This window comes from Leifsonia sp. CL147 (assembly GCF_900114565.1).
In the GTDB taxonomy this organism is placed as follows: Bacteria; Actinomycetota; Actinomycetes; order Actinomycetales; family Microbacteriaceae; genus Leifsonia.
Window position 1 is genome coordinate 24,624 of sequence record NZ_FOTM01000018.1, and the last position, 25,603, is coordinate 50,226.

General features: G+C 70.1%; 25 protein-coding genes. 16 read left to right on the forward strand and 9 right to left on the reverse strand.

Going from position 1 to position 25,603, the window contains the following annotated elements:
• Positions 1 to 136: 136 nt before the first annotated feature.
• On the forward strand, positions 137 to 1,381 hold the full coding sequence (locus tag BM287_RS14245; RefSeq protein ID WP_090040736.1) for an FAD-binding protein: 1,245 nt from the start codon (positions 137 to 139) through the stop codon (positions 1,379 to 1,381).
• Positions 1,382 to 1,470: 89 nt separating this feature from the next.
• Here the strand turns inward: BM287_RS14245 and purD are convergent, their stop codons facing one another.
• Entirely contained in the window at positions 1,471 to 2,727 is a 1,257-nt protein-coding gene (purD, locus tag BM287_RS14250) for a phosphoribosylamine--glycine ligase (protein ID WP_090040735.1), read from the reverse strand.
• A gap of 78 nt (positions 2,728 to 2,805) precedes the next feature.
• Between purD and BM287_RS14255 the strand changes: the two genes are divergently transcribed.
• Positions 2,806 to 3,162, forward strand: coding sequence for a sterol carrier family protein (locus BM287_RS14255; RefSeq protein WP_090040733.1), 357 nt, complete (start codon positions 2,806 to 2,808; stop codon positions 3,160 to 3,162).
• An 80-nt stretch (positions 3,163 to 3,242) separates the two neighbouring features.
• Here BM287_RS14255 and BM287_RS18230 read toward each other — a convergent pair whose 3' ends face one another.
• Entirely contained in the window at positions 3,243 to 3,374 is a 132-nt protein-coding gene (locus BM287_RS18230) for a hypothetical protein (RefSeq protein ID WP_280140955.1), read from the reverse strand.
• Between the two features lie 75 nt (positions 3,375 to 3,449).
• On the opposite strand from BM287_RS18230, the gene BM287_RS14260 reads away from it, so the two are divergent.
• From BM287_RS14260 to BM287_RS14290, 7 genes are all read left to right on the forward strand, one after another.
• Positions 3,450 to 3,953, forward strand: a complete 504-nt coding sequence (locus tag BM287_RS14260) for an MFS transporter (RefSeq protein ID WP_244528320.1) — start codon at positions 3,450 to 3,452, stop codon at positions 3,951 to 3,953.
• A 29-nt stretch (positions 3,954 to 3,982) separates the two neighbouring features.
• Positions 3,983 to 5,554, forward strand: a complete 1,572-nt coding sequence (gene purF, locus BM287_RS14265; protein ID WP_090040731.1) for an amidophosphoribosyltransferase — start codon at positions 3,983 to 3,985, stop codon at positions 5,552 to 5,554.
• A 22-nt stretch (positions 5,555 to 5,576) separates the two neighbouring features.
• A complete protein-coding gene (gene purM, locus BM287_RS14270) occupies positions 5,577 to 6,695 on the forward strand; it encodes a phosphoribosylformylglycinamidine cyclo-ligase (protein WP_090040729.1) in 1,119 nt (372 codons plus the stop codon).
• 173 nt (positions 6,696 to 6,868) lie between these two features.
• Positions 6,869 to 7,795, forward strand: a complete 927-nt coding sequence (locus tag BM287_RS14275; protein WP_090040785.1) for an ABC transporter ATP-binding protein — start codon at positions 6,869 to 6,871, stop codon at positions 7,793 to 7,795.
• A complete protein-coding gene (locus BM287_RS14280; RefSeq protein WP_090040727.1) occupies positions 7,792 to 8,535 on the forward strand; it encodes an ABC transporter permease in 744 nt (247 codons plus the stop codon). Before BM287_RS14275 ends, BM287_RS14280 begins: the two co-directional genes overlap by 4 nt.
• A gap of 42 nt (positions 8,536 to 8,577) precedes the next feature.
• A complete protein-coding gene (locus BM287_RS14285) occupies positions 8,578 to 9,750 on the forward strand; it encodes a sensor histidine kinase (RefSeq protein WP_090040725.1) in 1,173 nt (390 codons plus the stop codon).
• Entirely contained in the window at positions 9,747 to 10,361 is a 615-nt protein-coding gene (locus tag BM287_RS14290) for a response regulator transcription factor (protein ID WP_090040723.1), read from the forward strand. Before BM287_RS14285 ends, BM287_RS14290 begins: the two co-directional genes overlap by 4 nt.
• A gap of 50 nt (positions 10,362 to 10,411) precedes the next feature.
• Here BM287_RS14290 and BM287_RS14295 read toward each other — a convergent pair whose 3' ends face one another.
• A complete protein-coding gene (locus BM287_RS14295; protein ID WP_090040720.1) occupies positions 10,412 to 10,630 on the reverse strand; it encodes a DUF3073 domain-containing protein in 219 nt (72 codons plus the stop codon).
• 141 nt (positions 10,631 to 10,771) lie between these two features.
• Here BM287_RS14295 and BM287_RS14300 point away from each other — a divergent pair, with 141 nt between their 5' ends.
• Positions 10,772 to 11,845 carry an NAD(P)-binding domain-containing protein gene (locus tag BM287_RS14300; RefSeq protein WP_090040719.1) on the forward strand — a complete coding sequence of 358 codons (1,074 nt, stop codon included), beginning with the start codon at positions 10,772 to 10,774 and terminating at the stop codon, positions 11,843 to 11,845.
• A 211-nt stretch (positions 11,846 to 12,056) separates the two neighbouring features.
• Here BM287_RS14300 and BM287_RS14305 read toward each other — a convergent pair whose 3' ends face one another.
• The 4 genes from BM287_RS14305 to BM287_RS14320 form a co-directional block, all read right to left on the reverse strand.
• Positions 12,057 to 14,057 carry a glycogen debranching N-terminal domain-containing protein gene (locus BM287_RS14305; protein WP_090040717.1) on the reverse strand — a complete coding sequence of 667 codons (2,001 nt, stop codon included), beginning with the start codon at positions 14,055 to 14,057 and terminating at the stop codon, positions 12,057 to 12,059.
• Positions 14,058 to 14,137: 80 nt separating this feature from the next.
• Positions 14,138 to 15,046, reverse strand: coding sequence for a carbohydrate ABC transporter permease (locus tag BM287_RS14310; protein WP_090040716.1), 909 nt, complete (start codon positions 15,044 to 15,046; stop codon positions 14,138 to 14,140).
• Positions 15,043 to 16,200: a carbohydrate ABC transporter permease gene (locus BM287_RS14315; protein WP_090040714.1), complete on the reverse strand. Its 1,158-nt coding sequence runs from the start codon at positions 16,198 to 16,200 to the stop codon at positions 15,043 to 15,045. Before BM287_RS14315 ends, BM287_RS14310 begins: the two co-directional genes overlap by 4 nt.
• Positions 16,201 to 16,213: 13 nt before the next feature.
• On the reverse strand, positions 16,214 to 17,464 hold the full coding sequence (locus BM287_RS14320) for a sugar ABC transporter substrate-binding protein (protein WP_090040713.1): 1,251 nt from the start codon (positions 17,462 to 17,464) through the stop codon (positions 16,214 to 16,216).
• Between the two features lie 272 nt (positions 17,465 to 17,736).
• Between BM287_RS14320 and BM287_RS14325 the strand changes: the two genes are divergently transcribed.
• The 4 genes from BM287_RS14325 (at position 17,737) to vanX (ending at position 21,752) form a co-directional block, all read left to right on the forward strand.
• Positions 17,737 to 18,783 carry a LacI family DNA-binding transcriptional regulator gene (locus BM287_RS14325; RefSeq protein ID WP_090040711.1) on the forward strand — a complete coding sequence of 349 codons (1,047 nt, stop codon included), beginning with the start codon at positions 17,737 to 17,739 and terminating at the stop codon, positions 18,781 to 18,783.
• A gap of 332 nt (positions 18,784 to 19,115) precedes the next feature.
• A complete protein-coding gene (locus BM287_RS14330) occupies positions 19,116 to 20,120 on the forward strand; it encodes an NAD(P)-dependent oxidoreductase (RefSeq protein ID WP_244528322.1) in 1,005 nt (334 codons plus the stop codon).
• Positions 20,113 to 21,150: a D-alanine--(R)-lactate ligase gene (vanA, locus tag BM287_RS14335; protein WP_090040707.1), complete on the forward strand. Its 1,038-nt coding sequence runs from the start codon at positions 20,113 to 20,115 to the stop codon at positions 21,148 to 21,150. Before BM287_RS14330 ends, vanA begins: the two co-directional genes overlap by 8 nt.
• A complete protein-coding gene (gene vanX, locus BM287_RS14340) occupies positions 21,147 to 21,752 on the forward strand; it encodes a D-Ala-D-Ala dipeptidase VanX (protein ID WP_090040705.1) in 606 nt (201 codons plus the stop codon). The genes vanA and vanX overlap by 4 nt, the downstream gene beginning before the upstream one ends.
• A gap of 65 nt (positions 21,753 to 21,817) precedes the next feature.
• On the opposite strand, the gene BM287_RS14345 is transcribed toward vanX, so the two are convergent.
• Both BM287_RS14345 and BM287_RS14350 read right to left on the reverse strand, forming a co-directional pair.
• Positions 21,818 to 22,918 (reverse strand): sensor histidine kinase, encoded by a 1,101-nt coding sequence (locus BM287_RS14345; protein WP_090040704.1) that lies wholly within the window; start codon positions 22,916 to 22,918, stop codon positions 21,818 to 21,820.
• Entirely contained in the window at positions 22,911 to 23,630 is a 720-nt protein-coding gene (locus tag BM287_RS14350; protein ID WP_090040702.1) for a response regulator transcription factor, read from the reverse strand. The genes BM287_RS14345 and BM287_RS14350 overlap by 8 nt, the downstream gene beginning before the upstream one ends.
• Before the next feature lie 229 nt (positions 23,631 to 23,859).
• On the opposite strand from BM287_RS14350, the gene BM287_RS14355 reads away from it, so the two are divergent.
• Both BM287_RS14355 and BM287_RS14360 read left to right on the forward strand, forming a co-directional pair.
• Positions 23,860 to 24,762 (forward strand): DUF4097 family beta strand repeat-containing protein, encoded by a 903-nt coding sequence (locus BM287_RS14355; protein ID WP_090040700.1) that lies wholly within the window; start codon positions 23,860 to 23,862, stop codon positions 24,760 to 24,762.
• Complete coding sequence (locus tag BM287_RS14360) at positions 24,759 to 25,412, forward strand: PadR family transcriptional regulator (protein WP_090040698.1); 654 nt, start codon at positions 24,759 to 24,761, stop codon at positions 25,410 to 25,412. Before BM287_RS14355 ends, BM287_RS14360 begins: the two co-directional genes overlap by 4 nt.
• Positions 25,413 to 25,603: the final 191 nt, after the last annotated feature.

The window sequence follows — 25,603 nt, forward strand, 5'->3', positions numbered from 1 at the left end:
TGCGCGGGTCGCCATCGGCGATATGCAGTAGCTCCAGACGGACGCGCCAGCGTGGATGTTCACGGTCACATTCCTAGAATGGAGGGTCGGCCGGCGCGGAGCGCCGCCGGGCGAGGACGGATCGAGGAGGACCGCGATGGCTGAGATGAACTGGGCAGGCAATTACGAGTATCGAGCGGGGCGCATCGCGCGGCCGGAAACGGTCGAGGAGCTGCGCGAACTGGTCGTCGGTGCTCCGGCGGTCCGGGCGCTGGGCAGCAGGCACTCGTTCAACGACCTGGCGGACACGCCGGGGCTGCTCGTCAGCACCGCGGGACTGCCCGGCACCGTCCGGATCGACGAGGCGTCGCGCACGGTCACGGTCGGAGGAGGCGTCCGCTACGGAGACCTCGCCCGCGAACTGCAGGAGGCGGGATGGGCGCTGCACAACCTCGCCTCACTCCCGCACATCTCGGTCGCCGGTGCGATCGCCACGGCCACCCACGGCTCGGGTGACCGCAATGGCAACCTGGCCACGGCGGTCGCCGGGTTGCGCATCCTGAACGGTTCCGGCGAGCTCGTGGACCTGCGCCGCGGCGACGAGGGGTTCGACGGCGCCGTCGTCGGACTCGGCGCGCTCGGCGTGGTGACCGAGGTGACCCTCGAGATCCGTCCGACGTTCGACGCGCGTCAGCGCTTGTTCGGCGGAGTGCCATGGGATGCGGTGCTCGGCCGGCTCGACGAGCTCACATCCGCCGCGTACAGCGTGAGCCTCTTCACGACCTGGGACGAGCCGTCGGTGTCCCTCGCCTGGCTCAAAGAGCTCGACGGAGCGGAATCCGCGATCGAGGACGACTTCTTCGGTGCGCCGGCTCTGACCGAGGCGCGGCACATGATCCCCACGATGGATGTGCGGAACACCACGGAACAGCTGGGTGTGGCCGGCCCGTGGAGTGAGCGGCTCGCGCACTTCCGGTTCGAGTTCACACCCTCCAACGGCGAGGAGATCCAGTCCGAGTACCTGGTGCCGAGGTCACGGGCCGTGGAGGCGATCGAGGCGGTCCGTGCGCTCGCGCCGCTGGTCGCGCCCCTGCTGCAGATCACCGAGATCCGCACGGTCGCCGCCGACGACCTCTGGCTGTCGAGCTCGTACGGGACCGACGTCGTCGGCCTCCACTTCACCTGGGTGCGCGACCAGGCCGGCGTGGAGGCGGTGCTCCCGCAGGTCGAGGCCGCGCTCCTCCCGCTCGGCGCGCGCCCGCACTGGGGCAAGCTGTACCTCGATCGCGAGGGCGTCGTCCCCTCGCTCTATCCGCGCCTCGCCGACTTCGCCGCTCTCGCCGCGCGCTTCGACCCCGACGGCCGGTTCCGCAACCCCTTCCTCGCCCGGCTCCTCCCCTAAGAACTTTCGTCCCTCCATCGAGTACACGAAGACTGCACGCGACACGCCGCTGAAGCGTGCAGTCTTCGTGTACTCGATGGAGGGGAGGGCTAGGAGACCCGGGCGGCGATGTCGGTGCGGTAGTGGGCGCCCTCGAGGTGGATGTGTGCGAGGGCTTCGTAGGCGCGTGAGCGCGCCTCGGCGAAGCCGGTGCCGCGAGCGACCACGGAGAGGACGCGTCCGCCGGTCGCCAGGAGGGCGCCCGTCGCATCGTCGCGCGCGGTCGCGGCGTGCGCTATGGTCACCTCCGGTACGGCGGCGGCCTCCTCGAGGCCCGTGATCGCCCGGCCCGTCTGCGGAGCCTCGGGATAGCCCTCGCTCGCCAGGACGACGGTCACCGCGGTGTCCAGTGCGAACTCGGGACGCGGCAGCCGCCCGAGCCCGCCCGTCGATGCTGCGAACAGCAGCGTGGACAGGGGCGTGACGAGCCGGGGGAGCACGACCTGCGTCTCCGGGTCGCCGAATCGGGCGTTGAACTCGATCACGCGGATGCCCCGCTCGGTCAGGATCAGTCCGCAGTAGAGCAGCCCGATGAACGGCGTCTGCTCGCGGGCCATCGTGCGCACCGTCGGGAGGGCGATCGTCTCGATGACCTCGTCCACGAAACCGTCCGGCAGCCACGGCAGCGGCGAGTAGGCGCCCATCCCGCCGGTGTTCGGTCCCGCATCCCCGTCGAGGAGCCGCTTGTAGTCCTGCGCCGGCGACAACGGGAGCACGTCGTGGCCGTCGCTGAAGAGGAACAGCGACACCTCCTGGCCGTCGAGGAACTCCTCGACGAGCACCCCGCCGTGACGCAGCCAGTGCGTGGCGTGCTCGACCGCCGCGTCGCGGTCCTCGGTCACCAGTACGCCTTTGCCTGCCGCGAGACCATCCGCCTTCACGACGTACGGCGCTCCGAAGTCGTCCAGCGCCTCCTCCGCCTCGGCGAGCGTCTCGGCGCGGACGGCCCGCCCGGTCGGGACGCCGGCCGCATCCATGATGCGCTTCGCGAAGGCTTTCGATCCCTCGAGCTGGGCGGCGGCCTTGCCCGGCCCGAACACCGGGATGCCGCGTGTCCGCAGAGGATCGGCGACGCCGGCGACGAGCGGCGCTTCCGGTCCGATCACGACCAGCTCGATGCCGTTCTCGATCGCGTACTCGGTGACGGCGACACCGTCGAGCGGATCGAGGGTCGCATCCACCCGCACCTCCTGGGCGATGCCGGCGTTGCCGGGGGCGGCGACGATGTCGTGGCCGGCCTCCTCGGCGAGCAGCGCGGTGATGATGGCGTGCTCACGGGCACCGGAACCGAGGACGAGAATCTTCACGCCACCATGCTAGAGGGAGGGGATGCGCGGCTCCGGCCGCAGGGCGCCTCCGGCCGGCCCGGTGGCAGGATGGGACGCATGGCCAGAGCGAAGATCCCGGACGAGGTCGGCGGTCCGGCGACGCGGGCGGCGGTGGCGGGAGGAGCCGACCGGGAGACTACGGCGACGGCGGTTCGGTACCTGCTGCAACTGCTCGCGGAGCGGGCGCCCGGCAACACCGTCGAGGTGCGCGTGCCGCCGTTCGGCGCCGTGCAGTGCATCCCCGGACCGCGGCACACCCGAGGGACGCCGCCGAACGTCATCGAGACCGACGCCGCCACGTGGCTGTCGCTGGCCTCCGGCGGAACGACCTGGGAGGAGGGCGTCGCCTCGGGCAGAATCCACGCCTCCGGCCAGCGGGCCTCTCTGGAGGGACTCGTCCCGTTGCGCTACTGAGTCTGGGCTACCGAGTCTGCGCTACTGGGCCTGCGCTACCGGGTCTGCGCTACCGAGTCTGTGCTACCGGGTCGCGGCGCTCACGGCTGCACGCCGAAGAGCACGGCCACCACAGCGGCCGTCACCATCAGTGACCCGAACGCTGCCGCCCCGGCTGCGACGAGGATGACCGACGTTCGGGATGCGCGGCTCGCGCCGAGAGGAGGGCTCATACCTCTTCAGACGACGTCGATCGGCGTGCATGACGCCCGACGCCCGCTCAGTTTCGATCTGGGAGAATGGGACGCATGACCGACACCCCCGAGCAGCCGTCCTCCGACGAGGAGCAGGCAGCCGCGGAGCCGGCGCCCGAGGAGCCGGCAGCCGCGGAGCCGGCAGCCGCGGAGCCGGCGCCCGAGCAGGCGTCCGAGGAGATCGTCACCTCCGCACAGGTGCGGGTGCGGCGCTCGCCGCGGTACTTCCGGTTCATGATCGCCGGCGCCGTGCTGTTCGCCATCGTCGCGCTCATCCTCACCTACTCCTTCCCGGAGAACCCGACCTACGACCGGGGAAGCGTCTTCGGCTTCCTGCTCGCGATCTGCGCGACCATCGGCGTCGCCCTCGGCGCCGTGGTGGCGCTGGTGCTCGACCGCGCGACCGCCCGTCGAGCGCGCACCGTCCAGGCGGATAGAATCGACGTGCGCGTCCCCGAGCCCGGTTCGCCGCCTGCGCGGCGAGAGGGTTCGCAGCCGGAGCCCGGCGACCAGAGCAGTCAGAGCACTTCGAACAACCCGGGCAGCACCGAGAGCTGAACATCCCGACATCCTGAAAGGGGTCCGCTGTGGCCGCAGGCGACGGTCTTCTCAGTCACGATCTGCTTCCCGGAGAGAAGGGGCCGCAGGACGCCTGCGGAGTCTTCGGCGTCTGGGCCCCCGGCGAGGAGGTCGCCAAGCTCAGCTACTTCGGTCTGTACGCGCTGCAGCACCGCGGGCAGGAGTCGGCCGGCATCGCGACCAGCGACGGCGACAAGATCCTCATCTACAAAGACATGGGGCTCGTCTCCCAGGTCTTCAACGAGAACGCCCTGAACTCGCTGCCCGGCCACATCGCGGTCGGGCACACGCGCTACTCGACGACCGGCGCATCCAGCTGGCAGAACGCGCAGCCCACCCTCGGCTCCACGGCGAGCGGCACCGTCGCCCTCGGCCACAACGGCAATCTGACGAACACGGCCGAGCTGATGCAGCTCGTCCACGAGCGCTACCCCGAGCACGACGGCGAGCTCTCCCGCGGGAACACGACCGACACCGCGGTCGTGACCGCGCTGCTCCGCGGCGACCTCGACCACACCCTCGAGGCGACGGCACTGGAGGTGCTCCCGCGACTGCGCGGAGCGTTCTGCCTGGTCTTCATGGACGAGCACACCCTGTACGCCGCGCGCGACCCGCAGGGCGTCCGTCCGCTCGTGCTCGGCCGCCTGGAGCGCGGCTGGGTGGTCGCCTCCGAGACGGCGGCCCTGGACATCGTGGGCGCGAGCTTCGTACGCGAGGTCGAGCCGGGCGAGCTCATCGCCATCGACGAGAACGGCCTGCGCAGCCAGCGCTTCGCGGAGGAGAAGCGCGCCGGTTGCGTCTTCGAGTACGTGTACCTGGCGCGTCCGGACACGACGATCGCCGGTCGCGGCGTCTACGAGGCGCGCGTCGAGATGGGACGCCGGCTGGCGCGCGAGCACGAGGTGGATGCCGACCTCGTCATCCCGACGCCCGAGTCCGGGACACCCGCCGCCATCGGGTACGCCCAGGCGTCCGGCATCCCGTTCGGGCAGGGCCTGGTGAAGAACTCCTACGTGGGCCGGACGTTCATCCAGCCGTCGCAGACCATCCGCCAGCGGGGCATCAAGCTGAAGCTCAATCCGCTGAAGGAGGTCATCAAGGGCAAGCGCCTGATCGTCGTGGACGACTCGATCGTCCGAGGGAACACGCAGCGCGCCCTGGTGTCCATGCTGCGAGAGGCCGGCGCCGCCGAGGTGCACGTGCGCATCTCCAGCCCGCCGATCACCTGGCCGTGCTTCTACGGCATCGACTTCGCCTCCCGCGCCGAACTCATCGCGACCGGGCTGGGGGTCGAGGAGGTGCGCCAGTCCATCGGTGCCGACAGCCTCGGCTACCTCTCCGAGGACGGCATGATCGCCGCCACGGAGCAGCCGCGCGAGCGCCTCTGCACGGCGTGCTTCACGGGCGTCTACCCGATCGAGCTGCCGGACGCGCACCACCTGGGCAAGAACCTGCTGGAGCGGCCGGACCTCGCCGCCACGGACGACGGCTCCGGCCCCACCTCCGACGGGTGCGAGCCCGGCCCGGACTCCGAGTTCGAGCCGCTCCTCTCCTACGGGGACCCCGCCCGACAGGAGTGACCGGCCCCGATACGATGGACCGGTGACCGACTCCAGCGCCTCCTCGTCCGCCTCCTACGCCGCAGCCGGCGTCGACACCGCGGCCGGCGACCGGGCCGTCGAACTCATGAAGGCGGCCGTCGGGCGCACGCACGGTCCTGAGGTGCTGGGCGGCGTGGGCGGCTTCGCCGGCCTGTTCGACGTATCGGTCCTGAAGGACTTCCGCCATCCGCTGCTCGCGACCTCCACCGACGGCGTCGGCACCAAGGTCGCCATCGCGCAGGCGCTCGACAAGCACGACACGATCGGTCAGGACCTGGTCGGGATGGTCGTCGACGACATCGTCGTGGTGGGCGCCCGGCCGCTGTTCATGACCGACTACATCGCGTGCGGCCGGGTCGTCCCCGAGCGCATCGCCGCGATCGTCGAGGGAATCGCCCGGGCCTGCGCCCAGACCGGCACGGCGCTCGTCGGCGGCGAGACGGCGGAGCATCCCGGCCTCCTCGGTCCCGACGACTACGACGTCGCCGGCGCTGCGGTCGGAGCGGTCGAAGCGGATGCGGTGCTCGGCGCCGACCGCGTCCGCGACGGGGATGTGGTGCTCGCCCTCGCGTCCTCCGGCCTGCACTCCAACGGCTTCTCGCTGGTGCGCCACATCCTCGCGGCGCGCGGCGTGGGATTCACCGACCACTCGGCCGAGTTCGGCGGCGTGGTCGGGGAGGCGCTGCTCGAGCCGACCCGGCTCTACACGGCACCGCTGCTGCGCGTGCTCCAGGATGCCTCCCTCGGCGGCGCCATCCACTCGCTCAGCCATGTCACGGGTGGCGGGATCGCCGCGAACCTCGCCCGCGTCCTCCCCGTCGGGTCCTGGGTGGAGGTCGAGCGCTCGACCTGGACGCCGACGCCGGTGTTCCGCATCCTGAGCGACCTCGCCGGAAGCTCACTGGAGTCGGCGGAAGGCACCTGGAACCTCGGCATCGGGATGTTCGCGGTCGTGTCGCCCGAGGCGGCGGACGCGGTGGCCGCCGCGATCACGGCCGACGGCATCCCGACCTGGCGCGCCGGGACCGTCTCGACGGCGCCCCGCGACCTGACCGGCTTCGAGCAGGGCGCGAAGGGCGTCGACGGAGGCGCCGTCCGTCTCACCGGCGCCTACGCCTGACCCGCACCTCCCCCTCCCCTCACGCCCCACCGTCGAGTCCGCACAGATTGCACGCGCAGCGCCGCTGCGACGTGCAATCTGTGCGGACTCGACGGTGGGGCGTGACAAATGTCATGGACGGATGCTGACAGGCGCACTGGGGCGCGGTGCGGGGTTCGGGCACGCTGAGAGGCGTGAATGAACCCGCCATCCGCCTCACCGGCCTGCGCAAGAGCTTCGGCGCGCTCACGGCCGTCGACGGCGTCGACCTCAGCATCCGCCCGGGCGAAGTCGTCGCCCTTCTCGGCCCGAACGGAGCCGGCAAATCGACCACCATCGACCTGGCGCTGGGCCTCGCCCGGCCGACGGCAGGAAGCGCAGAGCTCTTCGGCGCAGCGCCACGCGTCGCGATCCGTGAGGGCCGGGTGGGGGCGATGCTGCAGGGCGGCGCGCTGCTCCCGACACTCACCGTCGCGGAGTCCGTCGCCCTCGTCGCCGCAGCCCACCGCAACCCGCTGACCGTGACGGAGGCGCTCGAGCGCGCCCGCTGCACCGAGATCGCGCGGCAGCGGGTCTCCAAGCTCTCCGGCGGCCAGCTGCAGCGCGCCCGGTTCGCGGTGGCCGTCGTCTCCGACCCCGACCTCCTCTTCCTCGACGAGCCCACCGCCGCGATGGATGTGGAGGCGCGGCGCACCTTCTGGCGCTCCATGCGCGAGTTCACGGAGGCGGGCCGCACCGTCGTCTTCGCCACCCACTACCTGGACGAGGCGGACGAGCACGCGGACCGCATCGTCATGATGGCGCGGGGCCGAATCGTCGCCGACGGGACGCCCGCCGAGGTGAAGGCCGTCGTCTCCGGCCGCCGCATCCGCGCCACCGCCCGGTTCGCGGCGACCCCCGAGAGCCAGGCCGCTCTCGCCGCCCTTCCGGGCGTCCGCACGGCCGACCGGCGCGGAGACCGGGTGACGCTCGTGAGCGACGACTCCGACGCCACGCTGCGCGCCCTCCTCGCCGAGCACGACATCCACGACCTCCACGACATCGAAGTGACAGTGCACACCATGGACGAGGCGTTCCTCGCCCTCACCGAGACACGCGCCACCGAAGGAGCCCTCTCATGACCATCGCATACCTGGGGCGCGATTCCCTCCGTCAGCTGAAGAACGCCCGCGCCATCGTGTTCACCGTCGCCGTGCCCCTGATCATGCTGATCGCCTTCGGCGGCAGTTACGGAGGCTCCGGTCAAGTGGATGCGTCCACGCACCTTCCGTGGGTCGTGGTCACCACCATCCAGGTGGCGGCTTACGGCGGGATGATGGCGGCGCTGTCGCAGGCGTTCCAGATCGTGACCGAGCGCTCGATCGGCTGGAACCGTCAGCTGCGCATCACGCCGCTCAGCGGCACGGGCTACCTCGTCTCGAAGGTCGTGGCCGCCCTCGCGCTGGCCCTGTTCAGCATCCTCCTCATCATCGTCGCCTCGCTCGTGCTGTTCCATCCCGACCTCGCGGCGGGGAGCTGGGTGCTCGCGGGTCTCGCCGTCTGGTGCGGCGTGGTCCCGTTCGCGCTGCTCGGCATCGTGATCGGGCAGTTCGCGAAGCCGGAGTTCGCACAGCCGCTGTTCATGGTCGTGTTCATGGGAATGGCCATCCTCGGCGGTCTGTGGATCCCGCTGCAGATCTTCCCCGCCTGGGTCGCCGACGTCGCCAAGGCGGTGCCGTCCTACTGGCTCAACCGGGTGGGCCAGCTCGGCGCCCTGCAGAGCGGTGACGCGCTGACGCCGGCGATCGTCCTCGCCCTGTGGACGCTCGCGCTGGCGGCTCTCGTCGTCTGGCGCTACCGCCGCGACGCGGCCCGGGGCTGATGCTCGGCGCCGCGCCGGGATGCGCTGACCTAAGGTAGCAACGTGTTCTCGAACGAGCTGGCGGGCGTCCGCCCGATCGGATGGCGCGAACGGCTCACCCACCCGTCGGCCTTCCGCTGGTACCCGGGTGCGGCGATCGGGCTGCTCTATCAGATCTCCGTGCTGGTGGCGGTGTGGTCGTCGCCCTGGTCCCTCCTCCATCGCCTGCTCGCCACCGCGCTGCTCGCCGCGATCTACGTCGGGTTCCTCGTCCTGGCGCCGGTGCTCTGGTGGGCGGACGAGCGGGCCCGCCTGCTCGGCCTCGCCGGCTACTTCCTCCTGACGCTTCCGCTCTTCCCCCTCCTCGGACCGGTCGCCTCCTGGACCTGGGTGTATGTCGCCTGCGTCGCCGGGATGGTGGTGTCGCGCACATCACTGACCTTCGCGATCATCGGGCTCCTGGCCCTGATCCAGCTCGTCGTCTTCGCGGTGGCCGGCACGTTCGCGGACAGCTGGTACATCGCCCTCGTGACCCTCTCCATGGGCGTCATGATGGCCGCCTTCGCCCGGCAGATCGACGCCTTGAGGCGGCTGAGGAACGCGCAGGGGGAGATCGCGCGGCTGGCCGTCGTGGAGGAGCGCGCCCGGTTCTCGCGGGACATGCACGACGTGCTGGGCCACTCGCTCACCGTGGTCACTGTGAAGTCCGAGCTCGCGCGGCGACTGGTCCCCACGGATCCCGCCCGGGCAGCGGAGGAGATCGCGGACATCGAGCGACTGAGCCGGTCCGCGCTCGCCGACCTGCGCGCGGCGGTGGCCGGATACCGCGAGATGAGTCTCTCGACCGAGCTCGCGGCTGCACAGGCGAGCCTGGCGGCGGCGGACATCCAGGCGCATCTCCCCCGCAACGGGGAGGACGTGGAGCCGGACCTGCGGGAGCTGTTCGGCTGGGTGCTGCGCGAGGGCGTCACCAATGTGATCCGGCACTCCCGCTCCCGCAACTGCTGGGTGACGGTCGGGCCGGACCGCCTCGAGATCGAGGACGACGGCCGCGGACCGCTCGCGGGCACGGAGGCGGCGCCGGCTCCCGCGGGCGCGGCGTCGTCGCGCGCGGTGCGGACCGCCGGCTCGGGGCTCGCCGGCCTCACGGCCCGGGCGGCCCAGGCGGGCGCACAGCTCGCCGTCGTCCCCGGCCCCCGGGGTGGGACGCTGCTCAGCGTGCGGAGGACGGCGTGAGCGCGCCGATCCGCCTCCTGCTCGCCGACGATCAGGCGCTGGTCCGCGGTGCCGTGGCGGCTCTGCTCGACCTCGAGCCGGACCTCGAGGTCGTGGCCCAGGTGGGGCGCGGCGACGAGGTGGTCGCGGCTGCGCGGGCCGAGGCGGTGGATGTGGCGCTGCTGGATGTGGAGATGCCGGGCCTCGACGGCATCCAGGCGGCGGCGGCCCTCCGTCTGGCGCTGCCGACGTGCCGGTCCCTGATCGTGACCACCTTCGGGCGACCCGGTTACCTGCGGCGTGCGATGGAGGCAGGTGCGTCCGGCTTCGTCGTCAAGGACACCCCGTCGGGCCAGCTAGCCGATGCGGTGCGCCGGGTCGCGTCCGGCTTGCGGGTGGTGGACCCGGCGCTGGCGGCGGAGTCGCTCGCCTCCGGAGCGTCACCGCTCACCGTGCGCGAAGCGGAGGTGCTGGAGGTCGCGGGCGACGGTGGGACGATCTCGGACATCGCGCGCCGGCTGCACCTCAGTGAGGGGACGGTCCGCAACCACCTCTCCAGCGCGATCGGGAAGACCGGCGCCCGCAACCGGTCGGAGGCGGTGTCCATCGCGACGAGGCAGGGCTGGCTGTGACGGTACCCTGCCGGTGAGGTCGCGCTACCCGCCGGTATGCGCTGGCGACGTCAGGCGCGCTTCGGCGTCCCGGTCTCCTCGTCCTCGTCCTCGTATTCGTACGTGCTGGCACCCTTGGGCTCGTAGTCGGCCCACTTGGCGTACTCGTCGTCGCTGTGGGAATGTCCGGTCAGCTCCCGCTCCAGTGCGTCGTAGTTCACCTCTGGGCTGAACGACTTCAACTCGCGAGCGATCTTGGTGTGCTTCGCCTTTTGACGGCCGCGCCCCATGCGTGACCCCCTTTTGGTCCCAGCCCGGGCGAGAGGCTCCCCGGGGATCGAATAGAAACAGTGAAAACTACGATGGAGTTTAGCATGCGAGCCTCGTGGGACCCCGAGTTCGCGCACAGCGAGAAGTGATGGGATGAGCGCGTGAGCACGACCAGGACCGAGACCCAGGTGGTGGTCATCGGCGCGGGTCAGGCAGGTCTCGCCGTGGCCTACTACCTGCGTCGTTTCCAGCTCACGCCCGGGGTCGATTTCGTCGTGTACGACCGCGGTCCCCGGACGGGTGGCGCCTGGCAGCACCGCTGGGATGCGCTGAAGCTCGGCAGTGCCCATCACGTCAATGACCTGCCCGGCATGGGCGAGCTCGGGCTGAGCTTCGAGACCGCCGACCGGTCGCTTCCGGCGCGTGACATCGTCGCCGGCTACTACCGCCGGTACGAGGAGCACTTCGGTCTCGAGGTGCAGCGTCCGGTCGCCGTGCGGAGCGTCTACGACCGCGGTGCGGACCTCATCGTGGAGCACAGCGCCGGCGAGACCGCCACCCGCCTCGTCGTGAACGCCTCGGGCACGTGGGGCGCCCCGTTCATCCCGTACTACCCGGGCATGAACGACTTCGCCGGCCGTCATGTCCACACCTCCGGATACGTCGCCGCGCAGGACTTCGCGGGGCAGTCGGTCGTCGTCGTGGGCGGGGGCACCAGCGCGATCGGGTTCCTGCTCGAACTGGAGGGCGTCGCGGAGTCGCTCACCTGGGCGACACGGCGCCCGGTCGACTTCCGCGACGAATCGGAGCTGACCATCGAAGGCGGCGTGGCGGCCGTGACCATGCAGGATGCCGCGGCGCGTGCCGGCGAGGCGCTCCCGTCCATCGTCAGCGGAACGGGCGTCCCGCGCACTCGCCGTATCGCCGCCGGCATCGAGCGTGGTGTGCTGACGGAGCGGCCGATGTTCGCGCAAATCGAGGAGCACGGCGTCCGCTGGCCGGACGGCTCGTTCAGCCGTGCCGACGCGATCGTCTGGGCGACCGGCTTCCGCCCGGAGCTGCGGCACTTGTCGCCCCTCCGGCTGCGCGAGAAGACCGGCGGCCTCACGGTGGCCTCCGGCGCATCCTGGCAGGACTCGCGCATATTCCTCGCCGGGTATGGGCCGCAGGCGTCGACCATCGGAGCCAACCGGGCCGGGCGGATCATCGCCCGCCAGATCATGGCGCAGCTGTAGCGACGAGCGGGCACGGAGCGCGTTCGAGCTTCGGTGGGCCGCGGGGACCGTCGGATCGGTGCGGCCGTCGGATCGGTGCCGCCGTCGGATCAGTCCCGCCGTCGGATCGGTGCGGCCGTCGGATCAGGCCGGCCGTCGGATCGGTGGGGCCGTCGGATCAGGCGCTCACGTCGGATCAGGCGGTCACGTCGGATCAGGCGCTCACGTCGGATCAGGCGGTCACGTCGCGTGCCTCGCCCGCGAAGCGGAGTCCCCGGATGCGCATCGTGCCGGCCGACGGCTCCGGATCGACGGCGAAGCGGTCGGCCGGCGCGTCGGCCTGCAATCCGAGCCGGGCGCTGAGCACGGCCACGGCGGCGGCTGCAGACCACGCCTGCGGTCGGCAGGCCGCCGGGTACGGAACAGGCGCGCTGGTCTCCTCGGCGCTGTCGCCGGCGTGCAGTTCGGGCATCCGGTAGCCGAAGCCCTCCGCCGCGGCGAGCAATCCCTCCGTCAGCCGCTCGGCTTCGCCCCGGAACCCCTCCCGCGCCAGCCCACCGATCACGATCGCGGTGTCATGCGCCCAGACACTCCCGCCGTGGTAGCTGAGCGGCCAGTAGCCGGCGGAGTCCTGGGACATGGTCCGCAGCCCGTAACCCGAAGCCAGCTCCGGTGAGACCAGCCGCCGGGCGACCAGGGCGGACTGCTCGGGCTCGAGGATGCCCGTCCCGAGCAGATGCCCGATATTGCTCGTCACTGTGTCCACCTTCCGCTTCGCGGCGTCGAGCGCGACAGCCGGGTACGCGCCCGCGGGGTCGTCGATCCAGAAGGATGCGGCGAAGCGCTCCTTGAGGTCGGCGGCCCAGGCGCGCCAGTCCTCCGCGCCCGGGCGGCCGAACGCCTCGAGCAGCTCGGCTCCGCCGACGGCCGCCTCGTGCGCGTATCCCTGTACCTCGCAGAGTGCGATCGGGCCGAGGGCGAGAGTGCCGTCGCGCCACTGGATCGAGTCGCCGGAATCCTTCCAGCCCTGGTTCGCCAGGCCGTGCCCCGTCGTGTCGATGTACTCGAGGAAGCCGTCGCCATCGCTGTCGCCGTGGTCGCGCATCCACGCGAGGGCCGCCTCGAGGTGGGGGAGCAGTACTTCGACCTCCTCGGCGGGCATGCCCCAGCGCCAGGCGTCGTGGAGCAGGCACACCCAGAGAGCGGTCGCGTCCACGGTGCCGTAATAGAGAGGTGGAAGGATCACATCCTCGCCGGGGATGCTCAGCGTGCCCGGCCGCAGTTCGTGCATGATCTTGCCCGGCTGCTCGGCCGACTCCGGCACCTCGCGGACGCCCTGGTAGGCGGCGAGCACCCGGAGAGTGGATGCGGCGAGCTCGTGACCGAGTGGCAGCAGCATCCGCGCGGCCCACAGGGAGTCGCGGCCGAAGAGGGTGAAGAACCACGGGGCGCCTGCGGCGAGGAAGACATCGTCGGGATGCTCGACGGTCGTCATGCGCAGCGCCTGCAGGTCGGCGATCGCGCGGCCGAGCCAGGCGGCGAGACGGGAGTCGCCGGTCGCGGCGCGGAAGGCACCCCAGTGGTCCGACGGCGCTGCGCCCGCCACGACCGCGGTCGGATCCTCGACGTCGATGCGCCATTCCAGCACGACCTCGCTCCGGGCCGCGAGGTCTGCCTCCCAGCGCAGGGTGAGGCGGTCGCCGGAGACGGTGACGTCGCTGCCTTCGGCGACGATGCGGGCGGAGACGGGACCGCTGCGCAGGTGCGCCGATCCCGGGTCCGCTCCGAGGGCCACCATGATGGGATGCTCGCTCCCCCTCCGTCCCGCCTTGATCTGCTGCATCGGCGAGAAGTCGGCTCCCACCTCCAGCTGAACGGTGGTGCGGAGCCGGTGGCCGAGCGCATTCCTGAGCACGATCCGCTCGCCGAGCGAACCCGCTCGAACGGTGCGCGAGCGATCGAGGCGGACGCGGGGATCGGCCGTCTCGTCGTCGAGCCCGCGCACGACGGCCGTGAACACGGCCGTCGCAGCATCGGGACCGGCGGTGGAGATGTGCTCCGGTTCGGATCCACCGATTGTCAGCAGCAGCCGATCCAGCACGCGCAGGTCCGAATGGTAGAAGCCGTGGATCCCGCGCCCGTCGATGCGTCCGTCCGGGGCGGACCACGCCTGTGACGGAGCCGTCACCACCACGGTGCTGTCGTGAAGGAGCGGCTGGTGGAGCTGGGTCATCGTCAGAGTCGTGCCTTCGTGTTCGTCTGGTCCCGGAGAGGAAGTTCCCGGGTACTGATCGTCGGCGGTGCCGGAGGGAGTCACTCCTTCACCGCCCCTTCGCTGGAGTTCATGATCCGTCGCTGGAACACGAAGAACAGCACAGCGACGGGGATCGTCATGATCGCGGCCGCTGCGAGCTTGATCGGATACTGGCTGCCCTGGCTGAGCTGGCCGCTGGCGAGACCCGCCACGCCCTTCGTGAGTGTCGTCAGGGACGGGCTCTGCGTCGAGACGATGAAATGGGCGAGCTCGTTCCACGATCCCTGGAACGACAGGATGACGATCGTGATGAGCGCAGGTCGTGCCATCGGCAGAACGATCGACCAGAAAACGCGGAAGGTCCCGGCTCCGTCGATCCGCGCCTGTTCCTCCACGCTCGCCGGTACCGACTCGAAGAAGTTCTTCATGATGAAGACGCCTGCCGCGTCTGTCAGCAGGGGCAGGATCATGCCGGTGTACGAGTCGTACATGCCCAGCTGGTTGATGACGAGGAACTTCGGGATCAGCAGCACGACCATCGGTACCGACATCACCGCGACGAGTGCGGCGAAGACGACGCTTCTGCCGCGGAAGTGCAGCCGGGCCAAGGCGTAGCCGGCGAGCGAGTCGAAGAAGACCCTTCCGAGGGTGACGACGACGGTGACGACGGCCGAGTTCGCGAACCAGACCGGGAAGTCGGAGGAGAGGAACAGCTTGGCGTAGGCGGCGGTGGTGAAGGTCTGCGGGATGAGCGCGACCGGGTTCGCCGTCGCCTCGGCATCCGTCTTGAACGAGGTGGAGACCTGGATGAGGAACGGCAGGATGTACACCACCGCCAGTACCACGAGGATGACGTAGGTGATGAGGGTGGCGGCGCTGAACGGCTTCCCGCGGGACCGACGCCGGGCCGAGACGGGCCCGCCCGCGGAGGCCTCGACCCGGTCGGGAGTCACGGTGGTGGATGTCATCGGAGCGCTCCTTCGCGATCGGACTCGCCGGACGCGGCCGCGACGCCGCCCGGCGCGCCGGCAGCCACGGTGGCGGCCGTGAGCGCCGGCTGGTAGAGCCGCATCCTGCGCTTGGAGACCTTCCTCTCGCGCAGCACCCAGCGCTGGAAGATGGTGAACACGACGATGATGACGAACAGGATGAAGGCGATCGCAGCTCCCTGACCCCATTGCTGGTTGACGAAGGAGGTCTGATAAGAGAGGTAGGCGGGCGTCAGTGTCGTCTTGCCCGGCGCGCCACGCGTGCCGGTGTAGATCTGGTCGAAGACCTGCCAGCAGCCGATCAGTCCCAGCGTGAGCACGGTGAACAGGGTGGGCCGGAGCTGGGGCAGGGTGACCCTCCAGAATCGTTGCCAGCCGTTGGCCCCATCCACCATCGCCGCCTCGGTGACATCGCCGCCGAGGTTCTGCAGGGCGGCGAGGAACAGGAGCATGAACGTCCCGCTGGTGGTGAACACGGCCATGATGATGTACGCGGTCATCGCGACCGACGGCCCGCCCAGCCAGTCCCACCAGGACACGCCGAGGGCCGTGTTCTGGGTCAACGCTGCTGGTCCCCGCGTCACACCGAAGGCCTGGACGAGGCCGTGGAAGATGCCGGTCGGGTCGTTGAACCAGTTGGGCCCGTGGATACCGACCCACGACAACATCGTGTTGACCGCCCCGCTGGTGCTGAACAGGAACAACCAGAGCACCGTGATGGCCACAGAGCTCGTCACGGACGGGAAGTAGAAGGCGGTGCGGAAGAAGTCGCGCCCGCGGAGGATCGCCCGGTTCACGAGAACTGCGAGCCCCAGCGAGACGGCGGTCTGAATCGGCACCACCAGGATGACGTACCAGGCGTTGTTCTTGAGTGACATCCCGAAGTCCTGCTCGGCGAGCCCGCCGCCCGAGAGCAGCGTCGTGTAGTTGCTGAAGCCCACGAAGTGCACTCCGGACGAGAAGGGGCTGCCGCGGCCGCCCCAGTCGGAGAAGCTGACCCAGAGCGCCATCAGGACGGGGACGACAAGGAAGACGCCGAGCAGCAGGATGACCGGGGCGGTGAACAACCACCCCGAGGCGGCCTCGCCGCTCCGGATACCGGTGCGACGAGACCGACTCGTGGTTGCGGACATGACGGTTGCGTCCCTACTTCAGCAGTGCTTCGAGGTTCTTCTGCGTGGCGTCGAGGATCGCCTTCGGATCGCCGGTGGCGAGCGATTCGAGCTTGCTGTTGAAGTCGGTGACGACGTCGGCTGCGCCCTTCGCAGTCGGAACGCCCTTGGCGTAGTCGGCGGCGCTCAGGAAGGGCACCAGGTCCGGGTTGGCCGACTTCCAGGCGGAAGCGGCCGATTTGATGGACGGCATGGGCCCGAACGCCTTCGAGAACGCCAGCTGGTCCTCCTTGCTGGTCAGCTTCTCGACCAGCTTCAGAGCGGCGGCCTGGTTCGGACTGTCGGCGGCGATGCCCCAGCAGTTGGTGAACTGGAGGGTGCCCTGGCCGGCCGGGCCTTTGGGCAGTTCAGCGATCGTGTAGTGGATGCCCGGGAAGTCCGACTTGAGCGCCCCGGTGATCCAGTTGCCCTCGATCGTCATAGCGGCAAGGCCCTTGCCGAACGCTTCGCCACCCCAGCCGGCGCCGAGGTCCTTTGCGTACTTCAGCTCTCCGCCGTCGAGCAGCTTCTTCACGAAGTCGAGAGCCTTCACGTTGGCGTCGCTGTCCGCTGTCGCCTTCGTGCTGTCATCGTTCATGAGGTTGCCGCCCGCCTGCGCCATGAAGGAGCCGACCCGGGCGTACTCGCCGGAGATCCCGAGGCCGACCCGGTTGCCGCTGGTGAGCTTCTTGGCGACGGACTCGAGCTGATCCCAGGTGGTCGGGATGTCAGCATCGGTCAGGCCTGCAGCCTTCCACATGTCGGTGTTGATGATGAGCTGGAGGGTGGAGAAGTCTTTGGGGGCGCAGTAGAACGTGCCGCCGTACGTGAACGACTTCACCAGGCTCGGATAGAAGTCGCTCTTGTTGGCCAGCTGGTCGCCGTAGGCGAGCAGGGATCCGTTGGAGGCGTAGCCGGCCAGGGCGTCGGTCGACAGGTAGAACACATCGGCGGGCTTCTTGGATGCGAAGCCCTGCGACAGCTGCTGGTTCAGGTCGCTCGCCGCGACGACGCTCGCCGCGGTGCCCGAGCTCGAGGACCAGGCCGACACCGCTGACTTCACGGCGGCGGTCTCCGCGTCGCCGGACGAGCCGATCATCACGGTCAGCGGCTTATCGGACGAGGTGAGCTTGCCGGTCGATTCACCGCTGCTGCCGCTGAAGCCGGAGCCGCAGGCGGTCAGGACGAGCCCTGCCGCGGCGGCGACAGCGCCGGCTGCGAGCCAGCGGTGTGTGATTCTGCGCATTCGTGTTTCTCCTTCGCTGTCGAGTGTGCCCCGACGATGGGGCGCACTCGGGAACGGTGCTGAAAGTTGTGGACAACTGGGTCGGGCACTTTCCTGGGGAGTGTTTGATCGATCAAATCTGCAACTGCTATGGTGGGTTTGAACGATCAAACCAGGAATGGTTGACACATTAGCCATGCGGTTCCCGGGGTGTCAAGCGGGCAGTATGGTCATATCCGACGCGGCGAATCCGCGCGCCGAGGCCACGGGCGAGCGTCGAGGAGGGAGCCGCGATGGGAGCACAACCCACCGTCAGCGACGTCGCCGGCGTCGCGGGAGTCTCCCGCCAGACGGTCTCCAACGTGCTCAACGCACCCGAACTCGTCCGCCCGGAGACCCGGGAGCGCGTACAGGAGGCCATCCGCTCGCTCGGCTACCGGCCGCACGCCTCGGCCCGCCGCCTGCGGACGCAGAAGAGCTCGACGATCGGCATCCGCCTCGACCCGATCACGCAGGACGGCATCTCGGGCAGCATCCTCGACCGCTTCCTGCACGCCCTCACCGAGCGCGCCGACCGCCAAGGCCTGCGCGTGCTCCTCTTCACCGCGGCCGGTCCCGAGGACGAGATCGAGCAGTTCCGGCGGCTGTCGGATGCTGCCGATGTCGATGCCTTCGTGCTGACCTCGACCTTCAACGGCGACCCCCGCACCGAGTGGCTGATCGAGCACGGCCTGCCGTTCGTGACCTTCGGCCGGCCGTGGGGCATCGACGATATGACGGACCCCGAGCATCTCTGGGTGGATGTCGACGGCCGCTCCGGCCTCCGCGACGCCACCGACCACCTGCTCTCGCTCGGGGCGCGACGCATCGGCTTCGTGGGCTGGCCGCTCGGTTCGGGAACGGGAGACGACCGCCGCGCCGGCTGGCTGGAGGCGATGCGCGGCGGCAGCGGACTCTCTCCCGCTCAACTCCGCCTGCTCCAGGTGGAGACCGAGGACGTCGTCCCGTTCGGAGCCGACGCGGTCCGTCGGCTCGAAGCCCAGGCGGGGCCGGTGGATGGCGTCGTGTGCGTGTCCGACTCGCTGGCCATCGGGGTCCTGACCGTCACCGGGGGCCGCATCCCGGTGGTGGGATACGACGACACGCCCATGGCTGCCTCGCTCGGCTTCTCCAGCGTGGCCCAGTCGCTCGATGAGGTCGCCGCCGGCGTGCTCGAGCTGCTGACCGGCGCCCACGGCGGCCGGGTGGACGCAGAGAGCGACATGTCCGACCCGCGTCATCGCCTGGTCGCCCCGCGCCTTGTCGTCCGCGACGGCCCGCCGCTCATCGGCCCCCGCTGATCTCGCCCCCGGCCCTGGCCGCCGATTCTCGTCCACATTCGTCACGAATGTCGGCTTCAGCGCTGAGTTAGTGCACATTCGTCACAAATGTCGGCTTCAGCGCTGGGATGGCGCACATTCGTCACGAATGTCGGCTTCAGCGCTGGGATGGCGCACATTCGTCACGAATGTCGGCTTCAGCGCTGGGATGGCGCACATTCGTCACGAATGTCGGCGCTCCCGCGCTTCCGCGCTCCCGTGCTCCCGCGCTGCCGCGCGCCCGCGTCGCCGTATCGCCGGCGTATCGAAAAGCGGATACGCGGCGGCAACAGCCGACTCTCTTGACTGGGATCGTGGTCACCAGCGCACCTGCCTCGACGAACTCCCCGGACGTTCCGGGTCCCGCAGCGCCGGTCGGCATCTCGATCTTCGGATGCGCTCCCGATGAAGCGGAGCTGTTCCGTCGGCTGTCCGGCCGTCTCGGCATGGTCCCGGCGATCACCGCGTCGCCGCTGTCCGCATCCACCGTGGACCTCGTGGCCGGCAACCGGTGCGTCAGCGTCGGCCACGAGAACCCGATCGACGGCGCCACCCTCCGTCGACTGAGGGACGTCGGCGTCGCCTACCTGTCGACACGAAGCACCGGGGTCGACCACATCGACGCGGAGTCCGCCGCGAGCGTCGGCATCGCGGTGGAGGGAGTCGCGTACTCGCCGGACAGCGTCGCCGACCACGCGCTGCTGCTGATGCTCGCCGCTCTGCGGAACGCGCGCTCCACCATCCTCCGGGCCGAGTCCCACGATTTCCGGCTGAACGACCAGCGCGGCCGCGAACTGCGCGACCTCACGGTCGGCGTCGTCGGGACGGGTCGCATCGGGCGCGCGGTCATCCAGCGCCTGCGGGGCTTCGGCTGCCGGATCCTGCCCCTCGACGGCAACGCCGACCCCGCCGAGTTGGACGATCTCCTCGAGCGCTCCGACCTCGTCACTCTCCATGCGCCCCTCACCGCGAGCACGCGCCATCTCCTCGACGCCGGACGTCTCGGCCGGATGAGGCCCGGCGCGATCCTCGTCAACACCGCGCGCGGAGGGCTGGTCGACACCGAGGCGCTGCTCGCCGCGCTGGAGGGCGGCCGGCTCGGTGGCGCGGCGCTGGATGTGGTCGAAGGGGAGGCGGGCATCTTCTATTCCGACCGCCGGCGCCGGCCGATCGAGGACGAGGTCTTCCTCCGCCTGCAGCGCCTGCCGAACGTGCTCATCACCCCGCACACCGCGTACTACACCGAGCACGCCCTGCTCGACATCGTCCGGAACACCCTGCTCAACACTCTCGAATTCGAAGGACACCCGCATGCCTAAACTCACCGTCGCCGTTCTGTTCGGTGGACTGTCCGAGGAGCACGACGTCTCGGTCAAATCGGCGCAGGAGGTCGCGCGCAACCTGAACCTCGCAAAGTACGAGCCGCTCTATGTCGGGATCACGAAGGCGGGCGAGTGGATGCTCTGCCCGGCTCCCGGCCCCGATTGGCGGGAGGGCGACTGCCGCCCGGTCACGCTTTCGCCCGACCGGAGCATCCACGGCCTGCTGCTGGAGGAGGACGGTCGCCGGAAGACCATCCGCCTCGACGTCGTGATCCCCGTCCTCCACGGCAGGCTCGGCGAGGACGGCGCCGTCCAAGGCCTGCTGGAGCTCTCGGGCATCCCGTACGTCGGTTGCGACCTGCAGAGCGCCTCGCTCGCGATGGACAAGTCGCTCACGTACCTCGTGGTCGGCGACGCCGGCATCCCCACTCCCGCGTTCCGCACGGTCACTGGTCACGACCGCATCGATCCCTCCCGGCTCGCCTTCCCGGTGTTCGTGAAGCCGGCTCGCTCGGGGTCGTCCTTCGGCGTGACCCGCGTGGAGCGGGCCGAAGACCTCGCCGTGGCCATCGACGAAGCCCGCCAGTTCGACGGAAAGGTGCTGATCGAGGAGGCGGTCGTCGCCAGCGAGGTGGGATGCGCGGTACTGGAGAGCGACACCGAGCTGATCGTCGGCGAGGTGGACCAGATCCGGCTGTCCCACGGCTTCTTCCGCATCCATCAGGAGGAGCGGCCGGGGGCCGGTTCCGAGAACTCGAGCATCGTCGTGCCCGCGGAGCTGCCGGAGGAGACGCGGGTCCGTGTCCAGCAGACAGCGCGTGTCATCTACCGGGCGCTCGGATGTCGCGGCCTCGCGCGGGTCGACCTGTTCGTGAAGGCCGACGGGGAGATCGTCCTCAACGAGGTGAACACCTTTCCCGGCCTCACCTCGTACAGCCGTTACCCGCGGATGATGGCCGCCGCGGGGATCTCTCTCGCCGAGGTCGTGGACCGCCTGATCGCGTTCGCGCTGGGAGGCCGCAGATGATCGACGAGTTCGTGTACCTGGACGAACGCCTGCCCGGTGTGCGCTGGGACGCCAAGTACGCCACCTGGGACAACTTCGTCGGCAGACCGGTCGACGGGTACCTCGCCAACCGCATCGTCGGCACCCGGGCGCTGTGCGGGGCACTGGAAGCCGCGCGAGACGAGGCGGCCTCCCACGGGTTCGGGCTGCTGCTCTGGGACGGCTATCGCCCGCAGCGGGCCGTGGACTGCTTCCTGCGCTGGTCGAGCGAGCCGGAGGACGGGCGCACGAAGGGACGGCACTATCCGAACATCGACCGCGCACAAATGTTCGACCTCGGCTATGTGGCCGCGAAGTCCGGCCACAGCCGCGGCAGCACGATCGACCTCACGCTGTACCACCTGGCGACAGGGCAGCTTGCCAGCATGGGCGGCGACCACGATCTGATGGATTCGGTCTCGCATCACGGTGCCGCGGTCGCCGAGGCGGAGGCGCGCAACCGCCAGCGCCTCCGATCGATCATGGAGGCGAGCGGCTTCCATCCATACCCGGAGGAGTGGTGGCACTACACCTTGCGGGACGAACCGCATCCGGACACCTACTTCGATTTCCCGATCACCTGACGCACCTGTCTCCTGCGATCGGCAGCCGGCACCTCTGATTCCTTCAGGAGGCGCGCCTGATTCCTTCAGGAGGCGCGCGGGAGTCTCACGGCAGCGCTGAGACCGCCCCCGGGCCGGGAGGTCAGCGTGAGGGAACCGCTGTGCGCCTGCGCGATGCTCTTCACGATCGCGAGCCCCAGGCCGACTCCGGCATGGTCGCTCCGGATGCGCTGGCTGCCGCGCTGGAAGGGCTCGGTGAGTGTCGCCAGCAGCCGGGGGTCCACCAGGTCCCCGGTGTTCTCGACGGTGAGCACGGCCAGGCCGCCCTCGGCCGCGGTGCTCACCTCGACCCTCCCGTCGGGACGATTGTGGATGATCGCGTTGTGCACGAGGTTGGTCGTGAGCTGCAGCAGGAGGGGATGCGACCCGACAGCGAGGGACAGCTCGCCCGCCGACCGGATGCTGACGTGGTGCTTCTCGGCGAGCGGCATCATCGTCTCGACGGCTTCCTCGGCGAGGAGGGACAGATCCACGACGTCCCGTTCGAACGTGCCCTGCTCCACTCGGCTCAGCAGCAGGAGTGCCTGCGTCAGCTCGATCGCTCGTCTGTTGACGACCGTGAGACGTTCGAGCAGATCCGCCGTATCGCTGTCCGGATCCGATCGCGCCACATCCAGGAGGGTCTGAGTGATCGCCAGCGGGGTGCGCAGCTCGTGGGATGCGTTGGCGGCGAAGCGGCGCTGCTCGGCGTCGTGCGCCTCCAGCTGGGCGAGCATGGCGTCGAAACTGTCGGCGAGTTCGCGGAACTCGTCGCTCCGGCCCTCCAGCCGGATCCGGTGGGAGAGGGCTCCGCCGGCCACGCTGCGGGTGGCGCCGGCGATCTTCGCCAGCGGCGCGAGCATCCGGCCGGCCAGGATCCACCCGCCGAACACCCCGATCACCAGCAGTGCCATCATCGCCCACTCCGCCGCCGGTGCGAAGGCGCGCACGAGGTCATCGCGGCCGGGGAAGAACGGACCCGGCCGGCCGTGGAGCGCTCCCTCGGGCAGCTCGAGGGCATTGGCCGGCACGTAGCGCAAGAGGAAGAGCCAGACGACGAGCAGGAGCAGAGAGCCGGCCACGAGCAGAAAGGCCGCGTAGCTGATGGTCAGCTTGAGGCGGACGCTGAGTCCCGGGCGCCTATCCACGGCCGCCTCCGTCGGGCGCGGCCGCGGCGGGATGCTCGGCCGGGGCCGCCGGCCCCGCCTCGACGCGGTAGCCGACGCCGGGAACGGTCGCGATCAGCCACGGCTCGCCCAGCCGCTTCCGCAGCCCCGAGACGGTGATGCGCACGGCGTTGGTGAACGGGTCGGCGTTCTCGTCCCAGGCGCGCTCGAGCAGTTCCTCGGCGCTGATGACCCCGCCCTCGGCCGCGACGAGCACCTCCAGCACCGCGAACTGCTTGCGGGTGAGGGCCACATAGCGGCCATCGCGGAACACCTCGCGACGAAACGGATCCAGCCGCAGACCGGCCAGCTCGCGCACGGGCGGACGGTGATACTCACGCCGCCGGTGCAGCGCACGCAGCCGGAGCACCAACTCCCTCAGCTCGAACGGCTTGGTGAGGTAGTCGTCCGCGCCGAGTTCGAAGCCGGTCGCCTTGTCGTCGAGCCGGTCGGCAGCGGTCAGCATGATGATGGGCATGCCGGAGCCGGAGGAGACGATGTCCCGCGCGATCTCGTCGCCGGAGGGACCGGGGATGTCCCGGTCGAGGACGGCGATGTCGTACCGGTTGATGCTCAGCAACTCCAGGGCGGTATCGCCGTCGCCGGCGATATCGGAGGCGATCGCATCCAGGCGCAGGCCGTCGCGGATCGCCTCTGCCAGGTACGGCTCGTCCTCGACGATCAACACACGCATGCTCTCAATGCTCCTCGGCGCACCATATCGTCGGCGTATCCGAAATCGCCAGGGCCTTCGCCGCTCGGTCAGGGTTCCCCCTGACCGGACCCTGGAACTTCGTTCCGGCGACCCGAAACGGCTTGCATCGACGCCAAACGCGATATAACGTGAGTTCGTCAACAGTCGCGATATAACGCGAATCACCGACGGCCCCGGCACGGGCCGGACGAGCAAGGAGCAGGAACCAATGGCACAGGAGAAGTGGCTGATTCAGCCGGGCGAGAGCCGGACGATCGACATCGAGGTCGTCCGTGCCCTGAAGGTCGGCTTCATCGGCGGACAGATCGATATCGTCGGGCACGACGAGCCGGGCGCGCGCATCGAGGTGCACTCGGTGAGCGGACGTGAGCTCAAGATCCTCATCGACGAGGACCGGCTCGAGATCGACCACCCGCAACTGCGGTGGGACAACTTCATCGAGGTGTTCAAGTCGATGCGGTCCAACGCCCGCGCGGACGTGAGCGTGCTGGTGCCGCGCGATGTCGCACTCAAGTTCGGCGTCATCTCGGCGACGGCTCTCATCTCCGGACTGCGGACGGATGCGCGACTGAGCACCGTCAACGGCGATGTGGTCGTCGACGGGCTCGGCGGCGACATCGAGCTCAACTCGGTGAGCGGCGAGCTGTCCGTCCGCGATCACACCGGGCGGATCTCCGCCCACACCGTCTCGGGCGACGTGACCGCCACCGGAGCGATCCGCCGGTTCTCGGCCGACGGCGTCTCCGGCGACATCATGCTCGACGTGACGGGAACGCCCGACGAGATCGCCGTGAACACGGTGTCCGGCGACACGACCATCCGCATCCCGGAGGCCCTCGGCGCCCGTTACCGGGTCAACACGGTCTCCGGACGGGTGCAGCTGGACAACCTGACCGTTGTCGGCGGGATGGGGAAGGGATACACCGGGACCTCCGGAGTCCTCGACGGCACCTGGGTGGAGATCAACGTCAACTCCGTGTCGGGCGACGCGGCCGTGCTGCGGAGCGCGGCGACGGCTCAGGGCGCGGGCCAGCAGGCGGCGACGGCTCAGGGCGCGGGCCAGCAGGCGGCGACGGCTCAGGGCGCGGGCCAGCAGGAGGCGACGGCGTGACTCCCGTGTTCGCGCACGGCAGCCTCCGCCTCTATCTGCTGAGCCTCCTGGACGAGGCTCCGCGGCACGGCTACGAGCTGATCCAGGCCCTGACCGAGCGCTTCGGCGGCACGTACAGCCCGAGCGCCGGCACCATCTATCCCCGGCTGGCCAAGCTGGAGGAGGAGGGCCTGGTCACCAAGGCGACGGAGGGCCGGAAGACCGTCTACGCCATCACGGATGCCGGGCGGGCGGAGCTGGAGGCCCGCCGTCCCGAGCTGGACGCGATCGAGGAGGAGGTCACCGACTCGGTGCGTCGCCTCGCCGACGAAGTCCGGGCCGGGGTGAACGACGCGATGCGCTCGCTCCGCGCCGAACTGGCGTCCGCCGCGCGGCAGGCCAAGCGCAATGCCGACCGCGTCGACCCCCGCCAGGAGGCGCGCGACGCGGGCCGGGATGCGGGCCGGGACGCGGGCCGGGATGCGCGGGCCGCCGGCAACGCTGCGGCTCGTGAGGCGGAGGCCGCCCTCACCGAGTTCCGGCAGCAGCTCCGGACCGACCTTCGCCGCCAGGCGGCTCGTGGCGCACTCCCGGCCGACGTCGTCCCCCTTCTCACGGGCGAACTGGATCGCGTGCGGCGGGTGGTCGCGGAGGCGCTGGCACGTCGCTAGCCGGCATCCACCGGCCGACCCTGAGCCGGGAAAGAGTCAGGAGATGCTCATCCAGCTCCCAGTGACACCGTTGCCGGTCGCTCAGCCGCGGGAATCCGCGGCGGAGCGGTCCGGGGCGGAGCAGACCCCAGTGTTTGCAGAGGAGCGGGGTTCGGTCGCCGCGACGCGCCGACTTGACAGTGCATTGCCAG

Excerpts from the sequence above, each read along its gene's own strand:
- vanX (WP_090040705.1), top strand. The coding sequence starts at position 21,147 with ATGATCGACGAGTTCGTGTACCTGGACGAACGCCTGCCCGGTGTGCGC.
- BM287_RS14260 (WP_244528320.1), top strand. The coding sequence starts at position 3,450 with ATGACCGACACCCCCGAGCAGCCGTCCTCCGACGAGGAGCAGGCAGCC.
- BM287_RS18230 (WP_280140955.1), bottom strand. The coding sequence starts at position 3,374 with ATGAGCCCTCCTCTCGGCGCGAGCCGCGCATCCCGAACGTCGGTCATC.
- BM287_RS14310 (WP_090040716.1), bottom strand. The coding sequence starts at position 15,046 with ATGACATCCACCACCGTGACTCCCGACCGGGTCGAGGCCTCCGCGGGC.
- BM287_RS14350 (WP_090040702.1), bottom strand. The coding sequence starts at position 23,630 with ATGCGTGTGTTGATCGTCGAGGACGAGCCGTACCTGGCAGAGGCGATC.
- vanA (WP_090040707.1), top strand. The coding sequence starts at position 20,113 with ATGCCTAAACTCACCGTCGCCGTTCTGTTCGGTGGACTGTCCGAGGAG.
- BM287_RS14255 (WP_090040733.1), top strand. The coding sequence starts at position 2,806 with ATGGCCAGAGCGAAGATCCCGGACGAGGTCGGCGGTCCGGCGACGCGG.
- BM287_RS14315 (WP_090040714.1), bottom strand. The coding sequence starts at position 16,200 with ATGTCCGCAACCACGAGTCGGTCTCGTCGCACCGGTATCCGGAGCGGC.
- BM287_RS14280 (WP_090040727.1), top strand. The coding sequence starts at position 7,792 with ATGACCATCGCATACCTGGGGCGCGATTCCCTCCGTCAGCTGAAGAAC.
- BM287_RS14325 (WP_090040711.1), top strand. The coding sequence starts at position 17,737 with ATGGGAGCACAACCCACCGTCAGCGACGTCGCCGGCGTCGCGGGAGTC.
- BM287_RS14320 (WP_090040713.1), bottom strand. The coding sequence starts at position 17,464 with ATGCGCAGAATCACACACCGCTGGCTCGCAGCCGGCGCTGTCGCCGCC.
- BM287_RS14305 (WP_090040717.1), bottom strand. The coding sequence starts at position 14,057 with ATGACCCAGCTCCACCAGCCGCTCCTTCACGACAGCACCGTGGTGGTG.
- BM287_RS14295 (WP_090040720.1), bottom strand. The coding sequence starts at position 10,630 with ATGGGGCGCGGCCGTCAAAAGGCGAAGCACACCAAGATCGCTCGCGAG.
- BM287_RS14355 (WP_090040700.1), top strand. The coding sequence starts at position 23,860 with ATGGCACAGGAGAAGTGGCTGATTCAGCCGGGCGAGAGCCGGACGATC.
- BM287_RS14245 (WP_090040736.1), top strand. The coding sequence starts at position 137 with ATGGCTGAGATGAACTGGGCAGGCAATTACGAGTATCGAGCGGGGCGC.